This is a genomic window from Rahnella sp. PCH160 (assembly GCF_047784855.1).
GTDB lineage: Bacteria > Pseudomonadota > Gammaproteobacteria > Enterobacterales > Enterobacteriaceae > Rahnella.
On sequence record NZ_JBLOGT010000001.1, the window covers coordinates 4,163,802 to 4,179,184 of the forward strand.

The 15,383-nt window shown below is 51.6% G+C and carries 12 protein-coding genes; 7 read left to right on the forward strand and 5 right to left on the reverse strand.

The window, feature by feature from the left end:
* Positions 1–143 precede the first annotated feature (143 nt).
* The 4 genes from kduI to ACM5QY_RS19370 all read left to right on the forward strand — a co-directional run bounded on the left by kduI (position 144) and on the right by ACM5QY_RS19370 (position 4,108).
* Positions 144–980: a 5-dehydro-4-deoxy-D-glucuronate isomerase gene (gene kduI, locus ACM5QY_RS19355; protein ID WP_416122277.1), complete on the forward strand. Its 837-nt coding sequence runs from the start codon at positions 144–146 to the stop codon at positions 978–980.
* Between the two features lie 77 nt (positions 981–1,057).
* A complete protein-coding gene (kduD, locus tag ACM5QY_RS19360; protein WP_416122278.1) occupies positions 1,058–1,819 on the forward strand; it encodes a 2-dehydro-3-deoxy-D-gluconate 5-dehydrogenase KduD in 762 nt (253 codons plus the stop codon).
* A 152-nt stretch (positions 1,820–1,971) separates the two neighbouring features.
* On the forward strand, positions 1,972–2,529 hold the full coding sequence (locus ACM5QY_RS19365; protein ID WP_416122934.1) for a metal-dependent hydrolase: 558 nt from the start codon (positions 1,972–1,974) through the stop codon (positions 2,527–2,529).
* A 187-nt stretch (positions 2,530–2,716) separates the two neighbouring features.
* Positions 2,717–4,108, forward strand: coding sequence for an L-cystine transporter (locus tag ACM5QY_RS19370; protein WP_416122279.1), 1,392 nt, complete (start codon positions 2,717–2,719; stop codon positions 4,106–4,108).
* A 76-nt stretch (positions 4,109–4,184) separates the two neighbouring features.
* On the opposite strand, the gene kdgR is transcribed toward ACM5QY_RS19370, so the two are convergent.
* On the reverse strand, positions 4,185–4,976 hold the full coding sequence (kdgR, locus tag ACM5QY_RS19375) for a DNA-binding transcriptional regulator KdgR (RefSeq protein ID WP_416122280.1): 792 nt from the start codon (positions 4,974–4,976) through the stop codon (positions 4,185–4,187).
* Between the two features lie 239 nt (positions 4,977–5,215).
* Here kdgR and ACM5QY_RS19380 point away from each other — a divergent pair, with 239 nt between their 5' ends.
* Complete coding sequence (locus tag ACM5QY_RS19380) at positions 5,216–6,613, forward strand: MFS transporter (RefSeq protein WP_416122281.1); 1,398 nt, start codon at positions 5,216–5,218, stop codon at positions 6,611–6,613.
* A 63-nt stretch (positions 6,614–6,676) separates the two neighbouring features.
* On the opposite strand, the gene htpX is transcribed toward ACM5QY_RS19380, so the two are convergent.
* The 4 genes from htpX to ACM5QY_RS19400 all read right to left on the reverse strand — a co-directional run bounded on the left by htpX (position 6,677) and on the right by ACM5QY_RS19400 (position 11,214).
* Positions 6,677–7,555: a protease HtpX gene (gene htpX / locus ACM5QY_RS19385; RefSeq protein ID WP_416122282.1), complete on the reverse strand. Its 879-nt coding sequence runs from the start codon at positions 7,553–7,555 to the stop codon at positions 6,677–6,679.
* Between the two features lie 284 nt (positions 7,556–7,839).
* Complete coding sequence (prc, locus tag ACM5QY_RS19390) at positions 7,840–9,912, reverse strand: carboxy terminal-processing peptidase (protein WP_416122283.1); 2,073 nt, start codon at positions 9,910–9,912, stop codon at positions 7,840–7,842.
* A gap of 19 nt (positions 9,913–9,931) precedes the next feature.
* Positions 9,932–10,621 carry an RNA chaperone ProQ gene (gene proQ, locus ACM5QY_RS19395; RefSeq protein WP_104922581.1) on the reverse strand — a complete coding sequence of 230 codons (690 nt, stop codon included), beginning with the start codon at positions 10,619–10,621 and terminating at the stop codon, positions 9,932–9,934.
* 95 nt (positions 10,622–10,716) lie between these two features.
* Positions 10,717–11,214 carry a GAF domain-containing protein gene (locus ACM5QY_RS19400; RefSeq protein ID WP_416122284.1) on the reverse strand — a complete coding sequence of 166 codons (498 nt, stop codon included), beginning with the start codon at positions 11,212–11,214 and terminating at the stop codon, positions 10,717–10,719.
* A 257-nt stretch (positions 11,215–11,471) separates the two neighbouring features.
* Here ACM5QY_RS19400 and yebS point away from each other — a divergent pair, with 257 nt between their 5' ends.
* Both yebS and ACM5QY_RS19410 read left to right on the forward strand, forming a co-directional pair.
* Positions 11,472–12,719, forward strand: coding sequence for a membrane integrity lipid transport subunit YebS (gene yebS, locus ACM5QY_RS19405; protein WP_416122285.1), 1,248 nt, complete (start codon positions 11,472–11,474; stop codon positions 12,717–12,719).
* The gene (locus ACM5QY_RS19410) at positions 12,688–15,318 is read left to right on the forward strand and encodes a PqiB family protein (protein WP_416122286.1); all 2,631 of its coding nucleotides are present in this window, start codon (positions 12,688–12,690) and stop codon (positions 15,316–15,318) included. The genes yebS and ACM5QY_RS19410 overlap by 32 nt, the downstream gene beginning before the upstream one ends.
* Positions 15,319–15,383: the final 65 nt, after the last annotated feature.

Consider the following 15,383-nt stretch of genomic DNA (forward strand, 5'->3'; position numbering starts at 1 on the left):
GAATTCACATACCAATGAACCTATGCTTTGTTTAACAAGGACGAGCCGGGAGCTCTCCTGCTTCTGTACGCTGTCACTGCCACGCAACGGTCAGACTCGCCCGGCAAGTTCTCCTTTATCGCAATCTTATCAGGGGCTCCTACATGCAAGTTCGTCAAAGCATTCACAGCGATCACGCAAAAACGCTTGATACCGCAGAATTACGCCGCGAATTTCTTATTGAGAAAATATTCGAGAAAAACACCTACACCATGACCTACAGCCACATCGACCGCATTATCGTCGGTGGCGTGATGCCAGTGGAAAAATCAGTCTCGGTGGGCGATGAAGTCGGCAAGCAACTGGGCGTAAGCTATTTCCTCGAACGCCGCGAACTGGGGGTGATCAACATCGGCGAGCCGGGGCTTATCGTGGTGGACGGAACAACTTACGAAATTGGGCATGAAGAAGCGTTGTACGTCGGCAAAGGCGCTAAACACGTTGAGTTCAGTAGCATTGATACCGCGAGACCCGCCAAGTTTTATTACAACAGCGCCCCTGCACACACAATATTCCCCAACAAAAAGATCACGCTGGCCGAAGCGTCGCCACAAACCATTGGCGATGCGGCCAGCAGCAACCGCCGCACAATTAATAAATTTATCGTGCCTGCCGTTTTGGAAACCTGCCAACTGACGATGGGATTAACGAAGCTCGAAGAAGGCAGCCTGTGGAACACCATGCCTTGTCATACCCACGAGCGTCGTATGGAGGTGTATTTCTACTTCAATATGGAAGAAGAAACCGCCGTTTTTCACATGATGGGACTGCCGCAGGAAACACGCCATCTGCTGGTTCATAACGAGCAAGCGGTCATCTCCCCGAGCTGGTCAATTCATGCCGGTGTGGGCACGAAAAACTATACCTTCATCTGGGGCATGGTCGGCGAAAATCAGGTTTTTGACGACATGGATCACGTCAAAGTCAGTGAATTGCGCTAACTCTCATGCTCAGCTGCACGGCGGCGGAGCAAATTATCCTTTAATGGCCAACGTGCCGTGCAAAAGAGACTTTGAATATGATCCTCAACGCGTTTGAATTAAGCGGTAAAGTCGCTATCGTGACCGGCTGTAACACCGGGCTGGGTCAGGGTATGGCGCAGGGACTGGCACAGGCCGGTTGCGATATCGTAGGCATCAATGTTTCAGCGCCAAACGAAACGGCCGAAAAAGTCACAGCGACCGGCCGCCGGTTCCTCGATCTTCGCGCCGACCTGAGCAGTATTGCGGGCATTCCCGAACTCATCGAAAAAGCAATCAGCAAGTTTGGTCATATCGATATTCTGGTGAACAATGCCGGTATTATCCGCCGCGAAGACGCTATCGATTTCAGCGAGAAAAACTGGGACGACGTCATGAACGTGAACAGCAAGACGCTGTTTTTCATGTCTCAGGCCGTGGCAAAACAGTTCATCAAACAAGGTACCGGCGGTAAGATCATTAACATCGCCTCTATGCTTTCCTATCAGGGCGGCATCCGCGTTCCTTCCTATACGGCATCAAAAAGTGCCGTCATGGGCATCACACGACTGATGGCTAACGAATGGGCGAAACATAACGTCAATGTTAACGCCATTGCGCCAGGTTATATGGCGACTAACAACACCGAGCAATTACGTGCTGACGGAGACCGCAGCAAGGAAATTCTTGATCGCATCCCCGCCGGGCGCTGGGGTTTGCCGGAAGATGTCATGGGGCCGGTGGTGTTTCTGGCATCGAAAGCCTCTGATTACGTCAACGGGTATACGATTGCCGTTGATGGCGGCTGGCTGGCGCGGTAACAGGTCAATAAGTGACAATCAAAAGGCGTATTTTTATACGTCTTTTCCTTTTTTATCATGCCGTTGACAATTAGTTACAGGGTGTCTCTTCCAAGATTGTGACAGTTTCACTTATACTGGATAAAATAACAGTTATCCAGTTCGGACGCGTCATGACGGCGGAAGGCCATCTCATTTTTTCAATTGCCTGTGCAGTATTTGCGAAAAAGGCACAGCTTTCTCCGGAACTGGCTCACGGTGACTGGTGGCATATTATTCCAGGGTCGCTGCTCACCTGTCTGCTGCCCGACATTGACCATCCAAAATCCCTGATTGGCCAACGCCTGAAATGGATTTCCGCCCCGATTGCGCGGGCTTTTGGCCACCGTGGATTCACGCATAGCTTGCTGGCTGTCGCCGGAGGGATTTTCCTGCTGCGCACCCATTTCCCACAAGACTGGGTGATCCCCATCGATGCCTTTCACGCCATGATTATCGGCTATCTGAGCCATATCCTGGCCGATATGCTGACGCCTGCGGGCGTTCCTTTATTATGGCCGTGTCGCTGGCGTTTCCGCCTGCCTCTCATTAATAGCCAAAAAGGCAATCAGCTGGAACGCACATTGTGTCTGATGCTGGTCGGGCTGACTCTTTTCTGGCCTGACTGGACGCCCATTATTGGTGCAATAAATCCCGAAATTTTTAACCATATTCTAAAACTCTTTATCTGAGTAGCATAAGATATCGGCTATTTGGCGAAAATTAATACGAATAAAGAAGAAAAGTTATAAAGCATTCCTTTTGGATATAAATGATCGGGCACCCAACTGATATTCTTCCCCCCAATGCTATGGGATGGTGCAACCCCTTGCGGGAACACCCGTTTTAATGATCAAAATTATAAGTTTGGAGTCTGGTATGAATTTTCCGCTCGTGATTAACGTAGTGGTTTTCGTTGCCCTCCTTTTGCTGCTGGGGCAAACACGCCACAAGCAATGGAGTCTGGCAAAAAAAGTTTTAGCAGGTCTGGCACTGGGTGTTTTGTTTGGGCTGGCGCTGCAACTGATTTATGGTTCTGACGATCCTGTTCTGAAAACATCGATTACCTGGTTCAACATCGTCGGAAACGGCTACGTTCAGCTGCTGCAAATGATTGTTATGCCGCTGGTCTTTGTCTCGATTCTGAGCGCCGTGGCGAAATTACATAATGCCTCTTCGCTGGGTAAAATCAGTTTCCTGACCATCGGTACACTGCTGTTTACTACGCTTATTGCCTCTCTGGTGGGTATTTTCGTCACCGGTCTGTTCGGTCTGACGGCGGACGGTCTGGTACAGGGAACCCAGGAAACCGCGCGTCTGACCGCAATCCAGTCTAACTACGTAGGCAAAGTGGCTGACCTGAGCGTTCCTCAGCTGATTCTTTCCTTTATTCCTAAGAACCCGTTTGCTGATCTGACCGGTGCAAGCCCGACGTCCATCATCAGCGTGGTTATCTTCGCCGCCTTTGTTGGCGTTGCGGCGCTTCAGCTGGTTAAAGATGATGCAGAGAAAGGCCCGCGCGTTCTGGCATTCATCGATACCTTGCAGGCCTGGGTGATGAAACTCGTTCGCCTGGTCATGAAGCTCACCCCATATGGCGTTCTGGCACTGATGACCAAAGTGGTTGCCGGTTCCAACATACAGGACATTATGAAGCTGGGCAGTTTCGTGGTGGCGTCTTACCTCGGTTTGGCCATTATGTTCGTGATCCACGCTGTACTGCTGTCTTTCACCGGCGTTAACCCGGCGAAATTCTTCCATAAAGTCTGGCCGGTGCTGACCTTCGCATTCACCAGCCGTTCCAGCGCAGCCACTATTCCGCTAAGCGTTGAAGCACAAACGCGTCGCCTGGGTATCCCCGAATCGATCGCCAGCTTCGCGGCCTCTTTTGGTGCCACTATCGGGCAGAATGGTTGTGCCGGTCTATACCCGACAATGCTGGCCGTCATGGTCGCGCCGACTGTCGGCATCAACCCGTTTGATCCGGTCTGGATTGCCACACTGGTCGGGATTGTCACCCTGAGTTCCGCCGGTGTTGCCGGTGTGGGCGGCGGCGCGACTTTCGCAGCGCTTATTGTGTTGCCTGCAATGGGCCTGCCGGTCACGTTGGTTGCGCTGTTGATTTCCGTCGAGCCACTGATTGATATGGGCCGTACAGCACTGAACGTAAGTGGTTCAATGACTGCCGGGACAATCACCAGCCAGTTGCTGAAACAGACAGATAAAACGGTGATGGATTCTGAAGAAACTGCCGAACTGGCGCATCGCTGATCCCGGTTCGTTCAAAACAAAAAACCGAAGCCATCTGGCTTCGGTTTTTTTATGCCTGCATTATTGATACAAAAATTCAGAACGGATAGTCGTTAAAACCAATTTGCTCTGAGATATTGCGCGCAGCGGTATGCAACATTTCGACGTAGTGTGCTTTGCTTTCCTCTGAAAAACGGATAGTTGGGAAAGAAATACTCAGGCCGGCGATCACCACGCCAAAACGGTCAAACACGGGAACCGCGATGCAGCGAAGCCCCTGTTCCTGCTCTTCATTATCTTCGCCGTAACCTTGCACACGCACCTGATCGAGCGCTGTCTGCAAATCAGCGACATTCATGATGGTGTTTTCAGTGCTACGCGTGAACTCAATTTCCTGCAACAGCGCGCTGACTTCGGCTTTATCACCCCAGGCCAGAAGCACTTTACCGATAGCAGTTGTGTGCAGCGGATTGCGGCGGCCAATGCGTGAATGCATGCGCAGGTTGTACATCGAATCGATTTTATGGATGTAGACGATACCGTCTTCATCCAGCGCGCCCAGGTGGATTGTTTCGCGGGTCAGGCGGGACAATTCACGCATCTGAATATCCGCACTGCGGATCAGATCCACATTTTGCAGCGCTTTCGCGCCTAACTCGAATAACTTCAGAGTGAGCGAATACTTTTCAGATTCCCCTTCCTGCGCGACATATCCCAAAGACTTCATTGTCTGCAAAAAACGATAAACCGTACTTTTGGACATCATAACGCGCTGAGAAAGTTCAGTAATACCAATCTCCCGCTCCTCGCCCAGCGCCTGCAAAATACCAAAAACCTTCAGAACGGAAGAAACAGAATCGGGTTGCTTATCAAGATCTGCGATAGCCATAGGATGAATTACCTGCTCGCGTGAGTTTTGTTTCAAAAAAAATAGAACGTGGTTTTTATTATAGTGGCAAGCATCGTGGAGAAGCAATCGGCCCGAAGCCTGAGAATGTAAGAACTGTTAAACCCGTTTCATAACGGCGATATCATTAAAAAATTCATTACATCATATGACAGTTGTCACTTTAACTTCATTAGCGTAGTAATATTCCCCTCTCTGATGACTACGCATTGACATAACTCATGACTCCTACACCCAATGACGGGCTTCCCGTTCCACAACGTTACGGCGCAATACTGGCGATCGCTCTGGGTATTACCGTTTCGGTGCTGGACGGCGCAATCGCAAATGTCGCGTTGCCCACTATTGCCAATGATTTTCATGCCAGTCCGGCGGCCTCCATCTGGGTCGTGAATGCCTACCAGTTGGCAATCACCATTTCGCTGCTCTCGCTGGCGTCTTTGGGTGATATTTTTGGCTACCGCCGTATCTATCAGACCGGCCTGCTGGTATTCAGCATGACTTCGTTGTTTTGCGCCCTTTCCGATTCACTGCTGACGCTGACCGTCGCGCGCGTGTTGCAGGGGTTCGGGGCGGCGGCGATCATGAGCGTCAATACCGCACTGATACGCATTATTTACCCGCAACGTTTCCTGGGGCGTGGTGTAGGAATTAACGCGCTGATTGTGGCCGTTTCTTCCGCCGCAGGGCCGACGATTGCCGCAGGGATCTTGTCCGTCGCGTCGTGGCAGTGGTTGTTTGCTGTTAACGTCCCGATAGGTATTGTGGCGCTGATCCTGGGTCTGAAATTTCTTCCAGCCAACTCAACCCGTAGCCAGGGGCAACGATTTGATATCACCAGCAGCGTGATGAATGCGCTGACATTTGGCCTGCTTATCAGTGCAATCAGCGGATTTGCGCAAGGTCTGAATCATATGCTGATTTTGGGCGAAGTCATTGCGTTGCTGATTATTGGCTGGTTCTTTGTACGCCGTCAGTTGTCGAAACCCTTCCCGCTATTGCCGGTAGATTTACTGCGCAACCCGATTTTCAGCCTGTCTCTGGGCACATCGCTGTGCTCTTTCAGTGCTCAAATGCTGGCGTTCGTTTCACTGCCCTTCTTCCTGCAAAATACTTTGGGGCTGAACTCCGTAGATACCGGCCTTTTGCTGACCCCATGGCCGCTGGCAACGATGGTGATGGCACCGATTGCAGGCCGTCTGGTCGAACGTTTCCATCCGGGGATGCTCGGCGGTATCGGGTTGATTGTCTTTTCGTTCGGGCTGTTTTCACTCTCTTTGCTGCCACCAGAACCTTCTCATCTGGATATTATCTGGCGCATGTTGTTGTGCGGCGCGGGCTTTGGTTTATTCCAGTCCCCCAACAATCACACCATTATCACTTCCGCACCGCGTAACCGCAGCGGGGGCGCCAGCGGGCTGCTGGGAACCGCCCGCCTTTTGGGCCAGACGACCGGTGCGGCAATGGTCGCCCTGATGTTTAATCTCTTCCCGTCACACGGGACGCACGCTTCGTTAATTATGGCGGGTACGCTCGCCGGTACGGGGGCGCTGGTCAGCCTGATGAGGATGACGCAGAAAACCAATAGCCAAAAAGCGGCTGAAAGTTCTAAACCGTAAGCTCCGGAAAGCAAAATGCCTGGCACAAGCCAGGCATTTTTTTACGCATAAACCCACGGTCTTTTATTTAATGTACTGACCGCTGCGCAGCGCTTCAATACGTTTGTCCAGCGGCGGGTGAGACATAAACAGCTCACTGAAAGACTTCGATTTACCGTTGATACAAAACGCCATCATGCTGCCTGCTTCCTGCGGTTCATGGCTGGTTTTCAGGCGCTGCAACGCAGCAATCATTTTTTCACGCCCCACAAGTTTCGCCGAACCGGCATCCGCATAGAACTCACGGTGACGCGAGAACCACATGGTGATAATGCTCGCCAGAATACCAAAGACCAGCTCAAGCACTGTCGCGACAGCAAAGTAGATCATCGGGTTGCCGTTGCTTTCTTCGCCATCACGGTTACCGGACAGAAAACCAGAAGCCACCTGCGCTATCAGACGAGAAATGAAGATCACGAAGGTGTTCACGATCCCCTGGATCAGCGTCATGGTCACCATATCACCGTTAGCAATGTGGCTGATTTCATGGGCAATAACCGCTTCGGCTTCATCCTGATTCATACTTTGCAGCAAACCGGTGCTCACCGCCACCAGAGAAGCGTCGCGGCGTGCGCCAGTTGCGAACGCGTTAATATCTGGCGCGTGATAAATCGCGACCTGCGGCATGCCAATGCCTGCTTGCTGAGACTGGCGACGAACGGTTTCCATCAACCAGCGCTCAGTTTCATTTCGTGGTTGCTCAATAACTTCACCACCCACCGAACGCAACGCCATCCACTTAGACATCAGCAACGAGACAATAGCACCACCGAAGCCAAACAGCCCGGCCATGATCATCAGCCCCGGCACGCTGCTGGACTGGATGCCCGTCAGGCTTAAAATCAGCCCAAAGACCAGCATAACCGCCAGGTTAGTCAGCAGGAACAACGCGATACGCATCATAAAATTTTACTTCCTCATTGTTACTTCGTTGTTATTGATTGAGTCACACCACCGGCACATAGCCTGCCCGGCTGTAGTGATCCTATGGGCTTCTTGCCCAGATTCAAGAGTCCTTGCCCGCTAAAGGCCTAAAATCACAATACTTTACATTTTGAAGCGTTTTATTTCACAATGATCACTGAAGTCTCTGGAGTTTCCACAGCCCGTCGAATCTATCTTCCCGGTTTGGCGCATAAAAAAAGCGCACCGGAGTGCGCTTCTTCATCTGACCACCGGGTGAAGGATTACTTCGCCGCGGCCTGGTCGCCCTGAGCTTTTTCCAGACTGCCCAGATCAACGGCAATGTGGTCAGCTTCATCGAGATAAGGGTCCGGCGCCACGTAATCTTTCGGCAAATCGTCGAGGGATTTCAGTGGTTTCTTACCTTCGCGCTTGAAGCGTTCGTTCAGGCGACTCAGACGTAATGCATCGTCCTCTTTGTCCTCTTTATCACGCTGGGCGTAATTAAGGGAGGCGGTATCACGTTTGTCCTTCAGAGCTTTATAACGGGCAATATCTTGCTGGATGTACTGGAACTCAGGATCCTGCGCGATACGGGCTTCATGATCTTTCAGCAATTCAGGCAGGAACGGTTTCATGTCACCCAATTTGCCGTAAGTCGCCGCGTTGATGCTATCCCACGGAAGCGCGTTATCTTCGAATTTCTCACCCGTTTCAATCGATTCAATACCGGTTGGCATCAGAATATCCGGGGTAACCCCTTTACGCTGAGTGCTGCCGCCGTTGATACGATAGAATTTTTGAATGGTGTACTGTACGGAACCGAGTGCAGGCCATTCCGGACGCAGCATCTGATCATAGATGCGGTTCAGTGAACGATACTGCTGTACGGTCCCTTTACCGAATGTCGGCTCACCGACAATCAGCGCACGGCCATAATCCTGCATAGCGGCTGCAAAGATTTCTGACGCAGAGGCACTGAAGCGGTCAACCAGCACCACCAACGGGCCTTTGTAGTACACGACGCCATCGGTATCGCTATCCTGACGGATACGACCGTTGTTATCGCGAACCTGAACGACAGGGCCACTTGGGATAAACAGACCTGACAGTGAAACCGCTTCAGTCAGGGCTCCGCCGCCGTTAGTGCGCAGATCGATGACCAGGCTGTTCACGTTTTGCTTCGCCATTTTCTGCAACTGGACTTTGACATCATCCGTCAGCCCCACGTAGAACCCCGGAATGTCCATCACGGCCACTTTTTGAGCGCCGACATTTTTGATGGTCATTTTAACCGCGCGATCTTCCAGACGGATTTTTTCGCGAGTCAGGGTGATAACGTGGTTTTTAGCATTTTTGCCCGCAGGCAGGATCTGCAGGCGCACTTTGCTGCCTTTAGGTCCTTTAATGAGCGCGACAACGTCATCGAGACGCCAGCCGATCACATCAACGATAGGTGTTGGTTTACCGGGCTGAACCTGGCCCACACCGACAATACGGTCACCGACAGCAATGGCTTTACTCTTGGCCGCCGGGCCTCCAGCTACCATTGAATTGATGACGGTATAATCATCATCACCCTGCAAGACCGCGCCAATACCTTCCAGAGACAAGCTCATTTCAGTATTAAACTGCTCAGTGCTGCGAGGGGAGAGATAATTGGTGTGCGGGTCGATTTCATGCGCAAAGGCATTCATCACCAGCTGGAACACGTCTTCGCTGTTGCTCTGAGTCAGACGTTTCATCGCAAAATGATAACGTTTGGAGAGCACATCGCGGATTTCCTGATCGTTTTTGCCGGTCAGTTTGAGGTTCAGCTCGTCATATTTGACTTTGGCATCCCACAATTTATCCAGCTCAGCGCGGTCTTTCGGCCACGGTGCTTTACTACGATCAAGTTCAATCGTGTCGTTGCCAGTGAAATCCATCGGACGCTCAAGCACTTTTAACGCATAGTCATAGCGTTCAAAGCGACGTTTTTGCGCCAGATTGAATAAGGCATAAGGCGTGGTTAACTGACCGGATTTCAGTTCCTCACCCAAAGTGGCTCGTTTATCAGTAAACTGCGCCACATCGGAAGCCATGAGTACGTTATGGCCATAATCGAGCATGTTGAGATAACGGTCGAAGATTTTCGCTGAGAAATCTGCATTAAGGTCAAACTGACGATAATGTGAACGGGTAAAGCGTGCAGTCACACGCTCGCTTACCGTTGCATCTTGCGGATCTTGCGTTAAGTTAGGGAGTTGAGCGAGAGTCACCGGTGCACTCTCGTTCGCTGCAAAGCTGGTATTTACCAGCCCTGCCCCTGCCATTAACAGACCCGCGATAACGCTTAATCTGACAAATTTGTTCATGCCTGAGTTGGCCTCCGTATCAGAACTGCAAGTGTTCTGCGCGCACGATCATCGCCAGACCCGAAGAGAGCTGAACGCGAACACCGTCTTTGGCAATTTCCAAAACGGTTGCATCCATCGCACTCTGACCTGCTCTGACTTTGATTTCCTGGCCAATTTGCAGTTTTGAAATGTCTGTTACTGGCACCTGACGCGGTTCACGTTTTTCCTCACGCGGTGGGCGAGGTGTACGTGGTTTGCGATTTTCCTGACCAGCCACAGCTGCGGGCGCATTTTCACGACGCGGCGCAGGTTTTTTAGCAGCCGGACGTGGACGACGCGGCTCAGTGGTTTCACCGGCTTCACGACGTTTAGCCTGTTGTTCTGCACGTTGTGCCTGAACGCGGGCTTTTGCTTCTTCCAACTGTTTACGGGCATGTTCGACGTGCTGCTCTTCGAGAACGCCACATGAGTTACCATCAAGGTCAACGCGTTCAGCGCCAACTTTAACGCCGTACAGATAGCGCCAGCTTGAGGTATACAGACGCAGAGCAGAGCGTAACTGAGTTTTGCTCAGATTCTCTTCACCTTGCACGCGCTCGACCAAATCCGCAAAGATACCGATCTTTAATGGGCGTGCTTCGCCTTCGGCGGTAAAACAGAGCGGGAACCGCTCAGCCAAAAAGGCGATGACTTCTTTACTACTGTTCAACTTAGGTTGATTTTCCATGAAATTTCCTGATTACAACGGGTTTGCCAACCGGCGCAGGCATGAACAGGCGCCATTATAATGACGCCATTATTAAATGCCACGTTATCCGACGATCAACTTACGATCAGATTGACATATTTTTCAGCATCGCAGTTTTCGAGATGCTGACAAAGCCCGCTGACTAACTCTGTCAGCCCCTGTTCATCAGCTTCATCGAAGCGTTGATAAACGGTGCTATCAATGTCTAATACGCCGATAACTGTGCCTTTCACCGTTACGGGAAGGACAATTTCGGCATTACTTGCAGCGTCACAAGCGATGTGGCCCGGGAAGGCATGAACATCACCGACACGCTGTACGGCATTTTCCGCTACCGCGGTACCGCAAACACCTTTTCCTACCGGAATACGCACGCAGGCAATTTTACCCTGGAATGGCCCCAGCACCAGTGAAGTGCCGTCCAGCAGATAAAAACCTACCCAGTTCACGCCGTCAAGACGTTCATAAAGTAAGGCACTGGCGTTCGACAGAGTCGCAATAAAATTGTTTTCTCCGGCGATCAACGCGCTCAAATCACGTTTTAATTCCGTGTAGAATGCTTCTTTATTCATGTAGTAACCAATAATAACCTAAGGGCACTGAGCCGTTCTGGTGTGCTTAACCTCTATAAAATAAGCATTAAATGCCCATATGAACAAGGTTAATCCTGTGTGACATCAAAAAGACTCACCTACAATAACTGTTTGCCGACCGCATAATACGTTATTTTGTCAAAAAAACCTGGCTGATATTGGCACAATGGCCTCGCCTGACCCCCTCGGGGGATGCGTAATTGTAACAACAGGTATTCTTTACTATTCCAGGTACTATGAAAATACACACAATTTCAGCCCAACTGCCGCACGTTCGCTACCAGCGCTGCAGTGAATGTGACTACCTTTTTGCGCTTCCCGCGCTGCTGCGGACGCAAACGGCGCACTGCCCACGCTGCAATGCCAAAGTTGAAAAGGGTCGGGTTTGTTCTTTGCCGCGACTGATCACTATCGCCATCAGCATATTATTGCTGATGCCGTTCGCCTATACCGAGCCGCTCATCAGCATCCGCCTGCTCGGCACACGCATTGACGCCAGCCTGCTGGAAGGCATCTGGCAAATGTCGCGACAGGGTGATCCGGTCACCGCCAGCATGGTCGCATTCTGTACCATCGGCGCGCCGCTAACGCTGGCACTCTCCATTCTTTATCTCCATTTTGGCAGCAAACTGGGGATGAACCTGAGACCGGTTTTGCTGATGCTCGACCGCCTTAAAGACTGGGTAATGCTCGATATTTATCTGATTGGTATGGCCGTCGCCAGTATCAAAGTCAAAGAATATGCCGACATCAATGTTGGTATTGCGCTGGCGGCCTATCTGATGATGACCCTTATGGTCACTTTGACGATGATTAATCTCAATATCGAACAACTGTGGGAAGAGTTTTATCCGCAGCGTCGGCCTAAAGGCGTGCCCTCTTCGCTGCGCCTGTGTCTGGCCTGTAAATTTACCGGACAACCGGATGTACGGGGGCGTTGTCCGCGTTGCCATGTGCCGATGCGCCTGCGCTATAAGCACAGTTTGCAAAAAACCTGGGCGGCGCTGATCGCAGCAATTATCTTTTTGATCCCCGCGAACTTGCTGCCCATTTCGATTATTTACGCCAACGGGCAACAGCTGAAAGACACCATTTTTACCGGCGTCGTGTCGCTGGCCACATCAGGTAATGTGCCGATTGCTGCCATCGTGTTTATCGCCAGCGTTCTGGTACCGTTCACAAAAGTTATCGTGATGCTGACGTTACTGATCAGCATCCATTTCAAAGCGATTCAGGGATTGAAAACGCGTATTCGTCTCTTACGGCTGGTGACCTGGATCGGACGCTGGTCGATGCTCGACTTGTTTGTTATTTCATTGATGATGTCGCTGGTAAATCGTGACCAGCTTTTGTCGTTTACAATGGGACCGGCTGCCTTTTACTTTGGTTCTGCCGTGATCCTCACCATTCTTGCCGTTGAATGGCTTGATAGCCGCTTGATTTGGGATGCACATGCAACAGGAAACGCCGAATACACCGACTGAAGCACGGATAAAACACAGGCGCCGGATTTCACCCTTCTGGCTTCTGCCATTTATTGCTTTATTGATTGCCGGATGGCTGATTTACAGTAACTTCCAGGAGCGCGGAACGACTGTCACTATTGATTTCCAGTCTGCTGCGGGCATCGTTGCGGGCCGGACGCCGGTGCGTTATCAGGGCGTTGAAGTCGGATCAGTCGAATCCATCAGCCTGAGTAAAGATCTTCGTACCATTCAGGTTAAGGTCAGCATCAAAAGCGATTTGTCTGATGCGCTGCGTGAAGGGACACAATTCTGGCTGGTCACGCCAAAAGCGTCGCTGGCGGGCGTGTCCGGCCTTGATGCGCTGGTGGGCGGTAACTACATCGGTATGATGCCCGGCCCCGGCAATGAGAAAGATCACTTTGTCGCCCTGGATACGCAGCCGAAATTTCGCCTGAATACCGGCGAACTGATGATTCACCTGCATTCGAAAGATCTGGGCTCGCTGAGCACCGGTTCACTGGTGTATTACCGTAAAATACCGATCGGCAAAGTCTACGATTACGACATTGAAAGCGGCAATGACGGCGTAACGATTGATTTACTCATCGACAAACGCTTCGCCAGTCTGGTCAAAGACAATACCCGATTCTGGAATGTCTCCGGCTTTAAGGGCGATTTCAGTCTGAGCGGCGCAAAAGTTCAGATGGAAAGTCTGGCGGCACTGGTTAATGGCGCGATCTCGATGGATTCCCCGGATGACGGGCATCCGGCCAAAGCCGATCAGTCTTACGTACTTTATCCTGATCTGGCGCAAAGCCAGCGCGGCGTGGAAATCGACCTTGATTTGCCGAACGGCAACGGCCTGTCCGAAGGCCAGACACCGCTGATGTATCAGGGTTTACAGGTCGGAACACTCACAAAAATCACCTTGCAGCCCGATAATAAAGTCACCGGGAAACTGACCGTCGATCCTTCCGTGCTGGATATGATGCGCACCGGTACGCGCATTGAAATGAACAGCCCGAAACTCAGTCTGAATAATGCCAATATCAGCCAGTTGCTGACCGGTAATACGCTGGAACTGATCCCAGGCGATGGCGATGCGCAGAAGCACTTCACCGTTCTCGACAGTAACCAGCGCCTGCTTCAGGATCCGGGCACCAGCAAGATTCAGTTGATCGCGCCGCAAAGCTACGGCATCGATGCAGGCCAGCCAATCAAACTGTATGGCATTACCGTCGGCCAGATTATCGACCGCACGCTGACAGACGAAGGTATCTTGTTTAATGTCGCCATCAAACCGGAATACAAAAACTTACTGCACAAAGACAGCAAGTTTGTGGTGAACAGCCGCGTTGACGTGAAACTGGGTATCGACGGTATGGAAGTGCTGGGGGCCAGCGCGCAGGAATGGGTCGACGGTGGCATCCGCATTATTCCGGGCACTAAAGGCGAGTCACTCCAGAAATATCCGTTGTACAGCAACGCGGAAAAAGCGGCTGAAGGCATTCAGGGCGACCAGCCCGGCGCCACACTGACGCTGACGGCGAAAAGTCTGCCAGATATTCAGGCCGGTTCCATTGTGCTTTACCGTAAATTCCAGGTAGGCCAGATTGTTAACGTGCGCCCGAAAGCCAACGAGTTTGACGTTGATGTCTACATCCAGCCGCAATACCGCAATCTGCTGACCGAAAAGACTATTTTCTGGGCAGAAGGCGGCGCAAAAGTTCAGTTGAACGGCAGCGGGCTGACCGTTCAGGCATCGCCGCTGGATCGCGCGCTTAAAGGGGCGATCAGCTTCGATAATTTTGAAGGCGTGCTGACCAGTAAAGGCACCAAGCGCATTCTTTATGATTCCGAAACCTCCGCACGCGCCGTGGGCAGCCAGATCACGCTCAATACCTACGATGCCAGCAAACTTTCCGCGGGGATGCCAATCCGTTATCTGGGGATCACCATCGGCCAGGTGGAATCCCTGAAACTGGATCCTCAGCTTAATCAGGTTTCCGCCAAAGCCGTGCTGTATCCGGAATACGTCGACAATTTTGCTCGCCGTGGCACACGTTTCTCGATCGTTTCACCGGAAATTTCGGCCGGTGGTGTCAGCAATCTTGATACCTTGCTTCAGCCGTACATCAACGTCGAAGCCGGTAAAGGCGTTCCTGCACGTAACTTTGATTTGCAGGAATCCACGATTACCGATTCGCGTTACACCGACGGTCTGGGCATTGTGGTTGATGCAGCAGAAGTTGGCTCACTGCAAATCGGCACGCCGGTGCTGTTCCGTGGCATTGAAGTGGGTACGGTTTCAGGCTTCTATCTGGGCGCGATGGCCGACCGCGTGAACGTGACATTACGGATCAGTAAGAAATACCAATATCTGGTACGTGAAAACACCGTGTTCTGGCTGGCCTCAGGCTACGATTTACAGTTTGGCCTGACCGGTGGCATGTTCAAAAGCGGAACATTCCAGCAATTTATCCGTGGCGGGATTGCCTTCGCAACGCCACCGACCACACCACTGGCACCGAAAGCCGCCAACGGCAACCACTTCCTGCTCAATCCGGAAGCGCCGAAAGACTGGCAAAAATGGGGTACGGCGATCCCAAGAACTTAAAAGTTTTTCCCCTTTCAGAGGCCACCTTCGGGTGGCTTTTTCATGGCATCCGGGCAACGTGCGCG

Bases quoted from the DNA above. Each gene is read 5' to 3' on its own strand.
- kduI (WP_416122277.1), top strand. From the start codon at position 144: ATGCAAGTTCGTCAAAGCATTCACAGCGATCACGCAAAAACGCTTGAT.
- ACM5QY_RS19410 (WP_416122286.1), top strand. From the start codon at position 12,688: ATGCAACAGGAAACGCCGAATACACCGACTGAAGCACGGATAAAACAC.
- proQ (WP_104922581.1), bottom strand. From the start codon at position 10,621: ATGGAAAATCAACCTAAGTTGAACAGTAGTAAAGAAGTCATCGCCTTT.
- ACM5QY_RS19380 (WP_416122281.1), top strand. From the start codon at position 5,216: ATGACTCCTACACCCAATGACGGGCTTCCCGTTCCACAACGTTACGGC.
- kduD (WP_416122278.1), top strand. From the start codon at position 1,058: ATGATCCTCAACGCGTTTGAATTAAGCGGTAAAGTCGCTATCGTGACC.
- prc (WP_416122283.1), bottom strand. From the start codon at position 9,912: ATGAACAAATTTGTCAGATTAAGCGTTATCGCGGGTCTGTTAATGGCA.
- yebS (WP_416122285.1), top strand. From the start codon at position 11,472: ATGAAAATACACACAATTTCAGCCCAACTGCCGCACGTTCGCTACCAG.
- kdgR (WP_416122280.1), bottom strand. From the start codon at position 4,976: ATGGCTATCGCAGATCTTGATAAGCAACCCGATTCTGTTTCTTCCGTT.
- ACM5QY_RS19365 (WP_416122934.1), top strand. From the start codon at position 1,972: ATGACGGCGGAAGGCCATCTCATTTTTTCAATTGCCTGTGCAGTATTT.
- ACM5QY_RS19400 (WP_416122284.1), bottom strand. From the start codon at position 11,214: ATGAATAAAGAAGCATTCTACACGGAATTAAAACGTGATTTGAGCGCG.
- htpX (WP_416122282.1), bottom strand. From the start codon at position 7,555: ATGATGCGTATCGCGTTGTTCCTGCTGACTAACCTGGCGGTTATGCTG.
- ACM5QY_RS19370 (WP_416122279.1), top strand. From the start codon at position 2,717: ATGAATTTTCCGCTCGTGATTAACGTAGTGGTTTTCGTTGCCCTCCTT.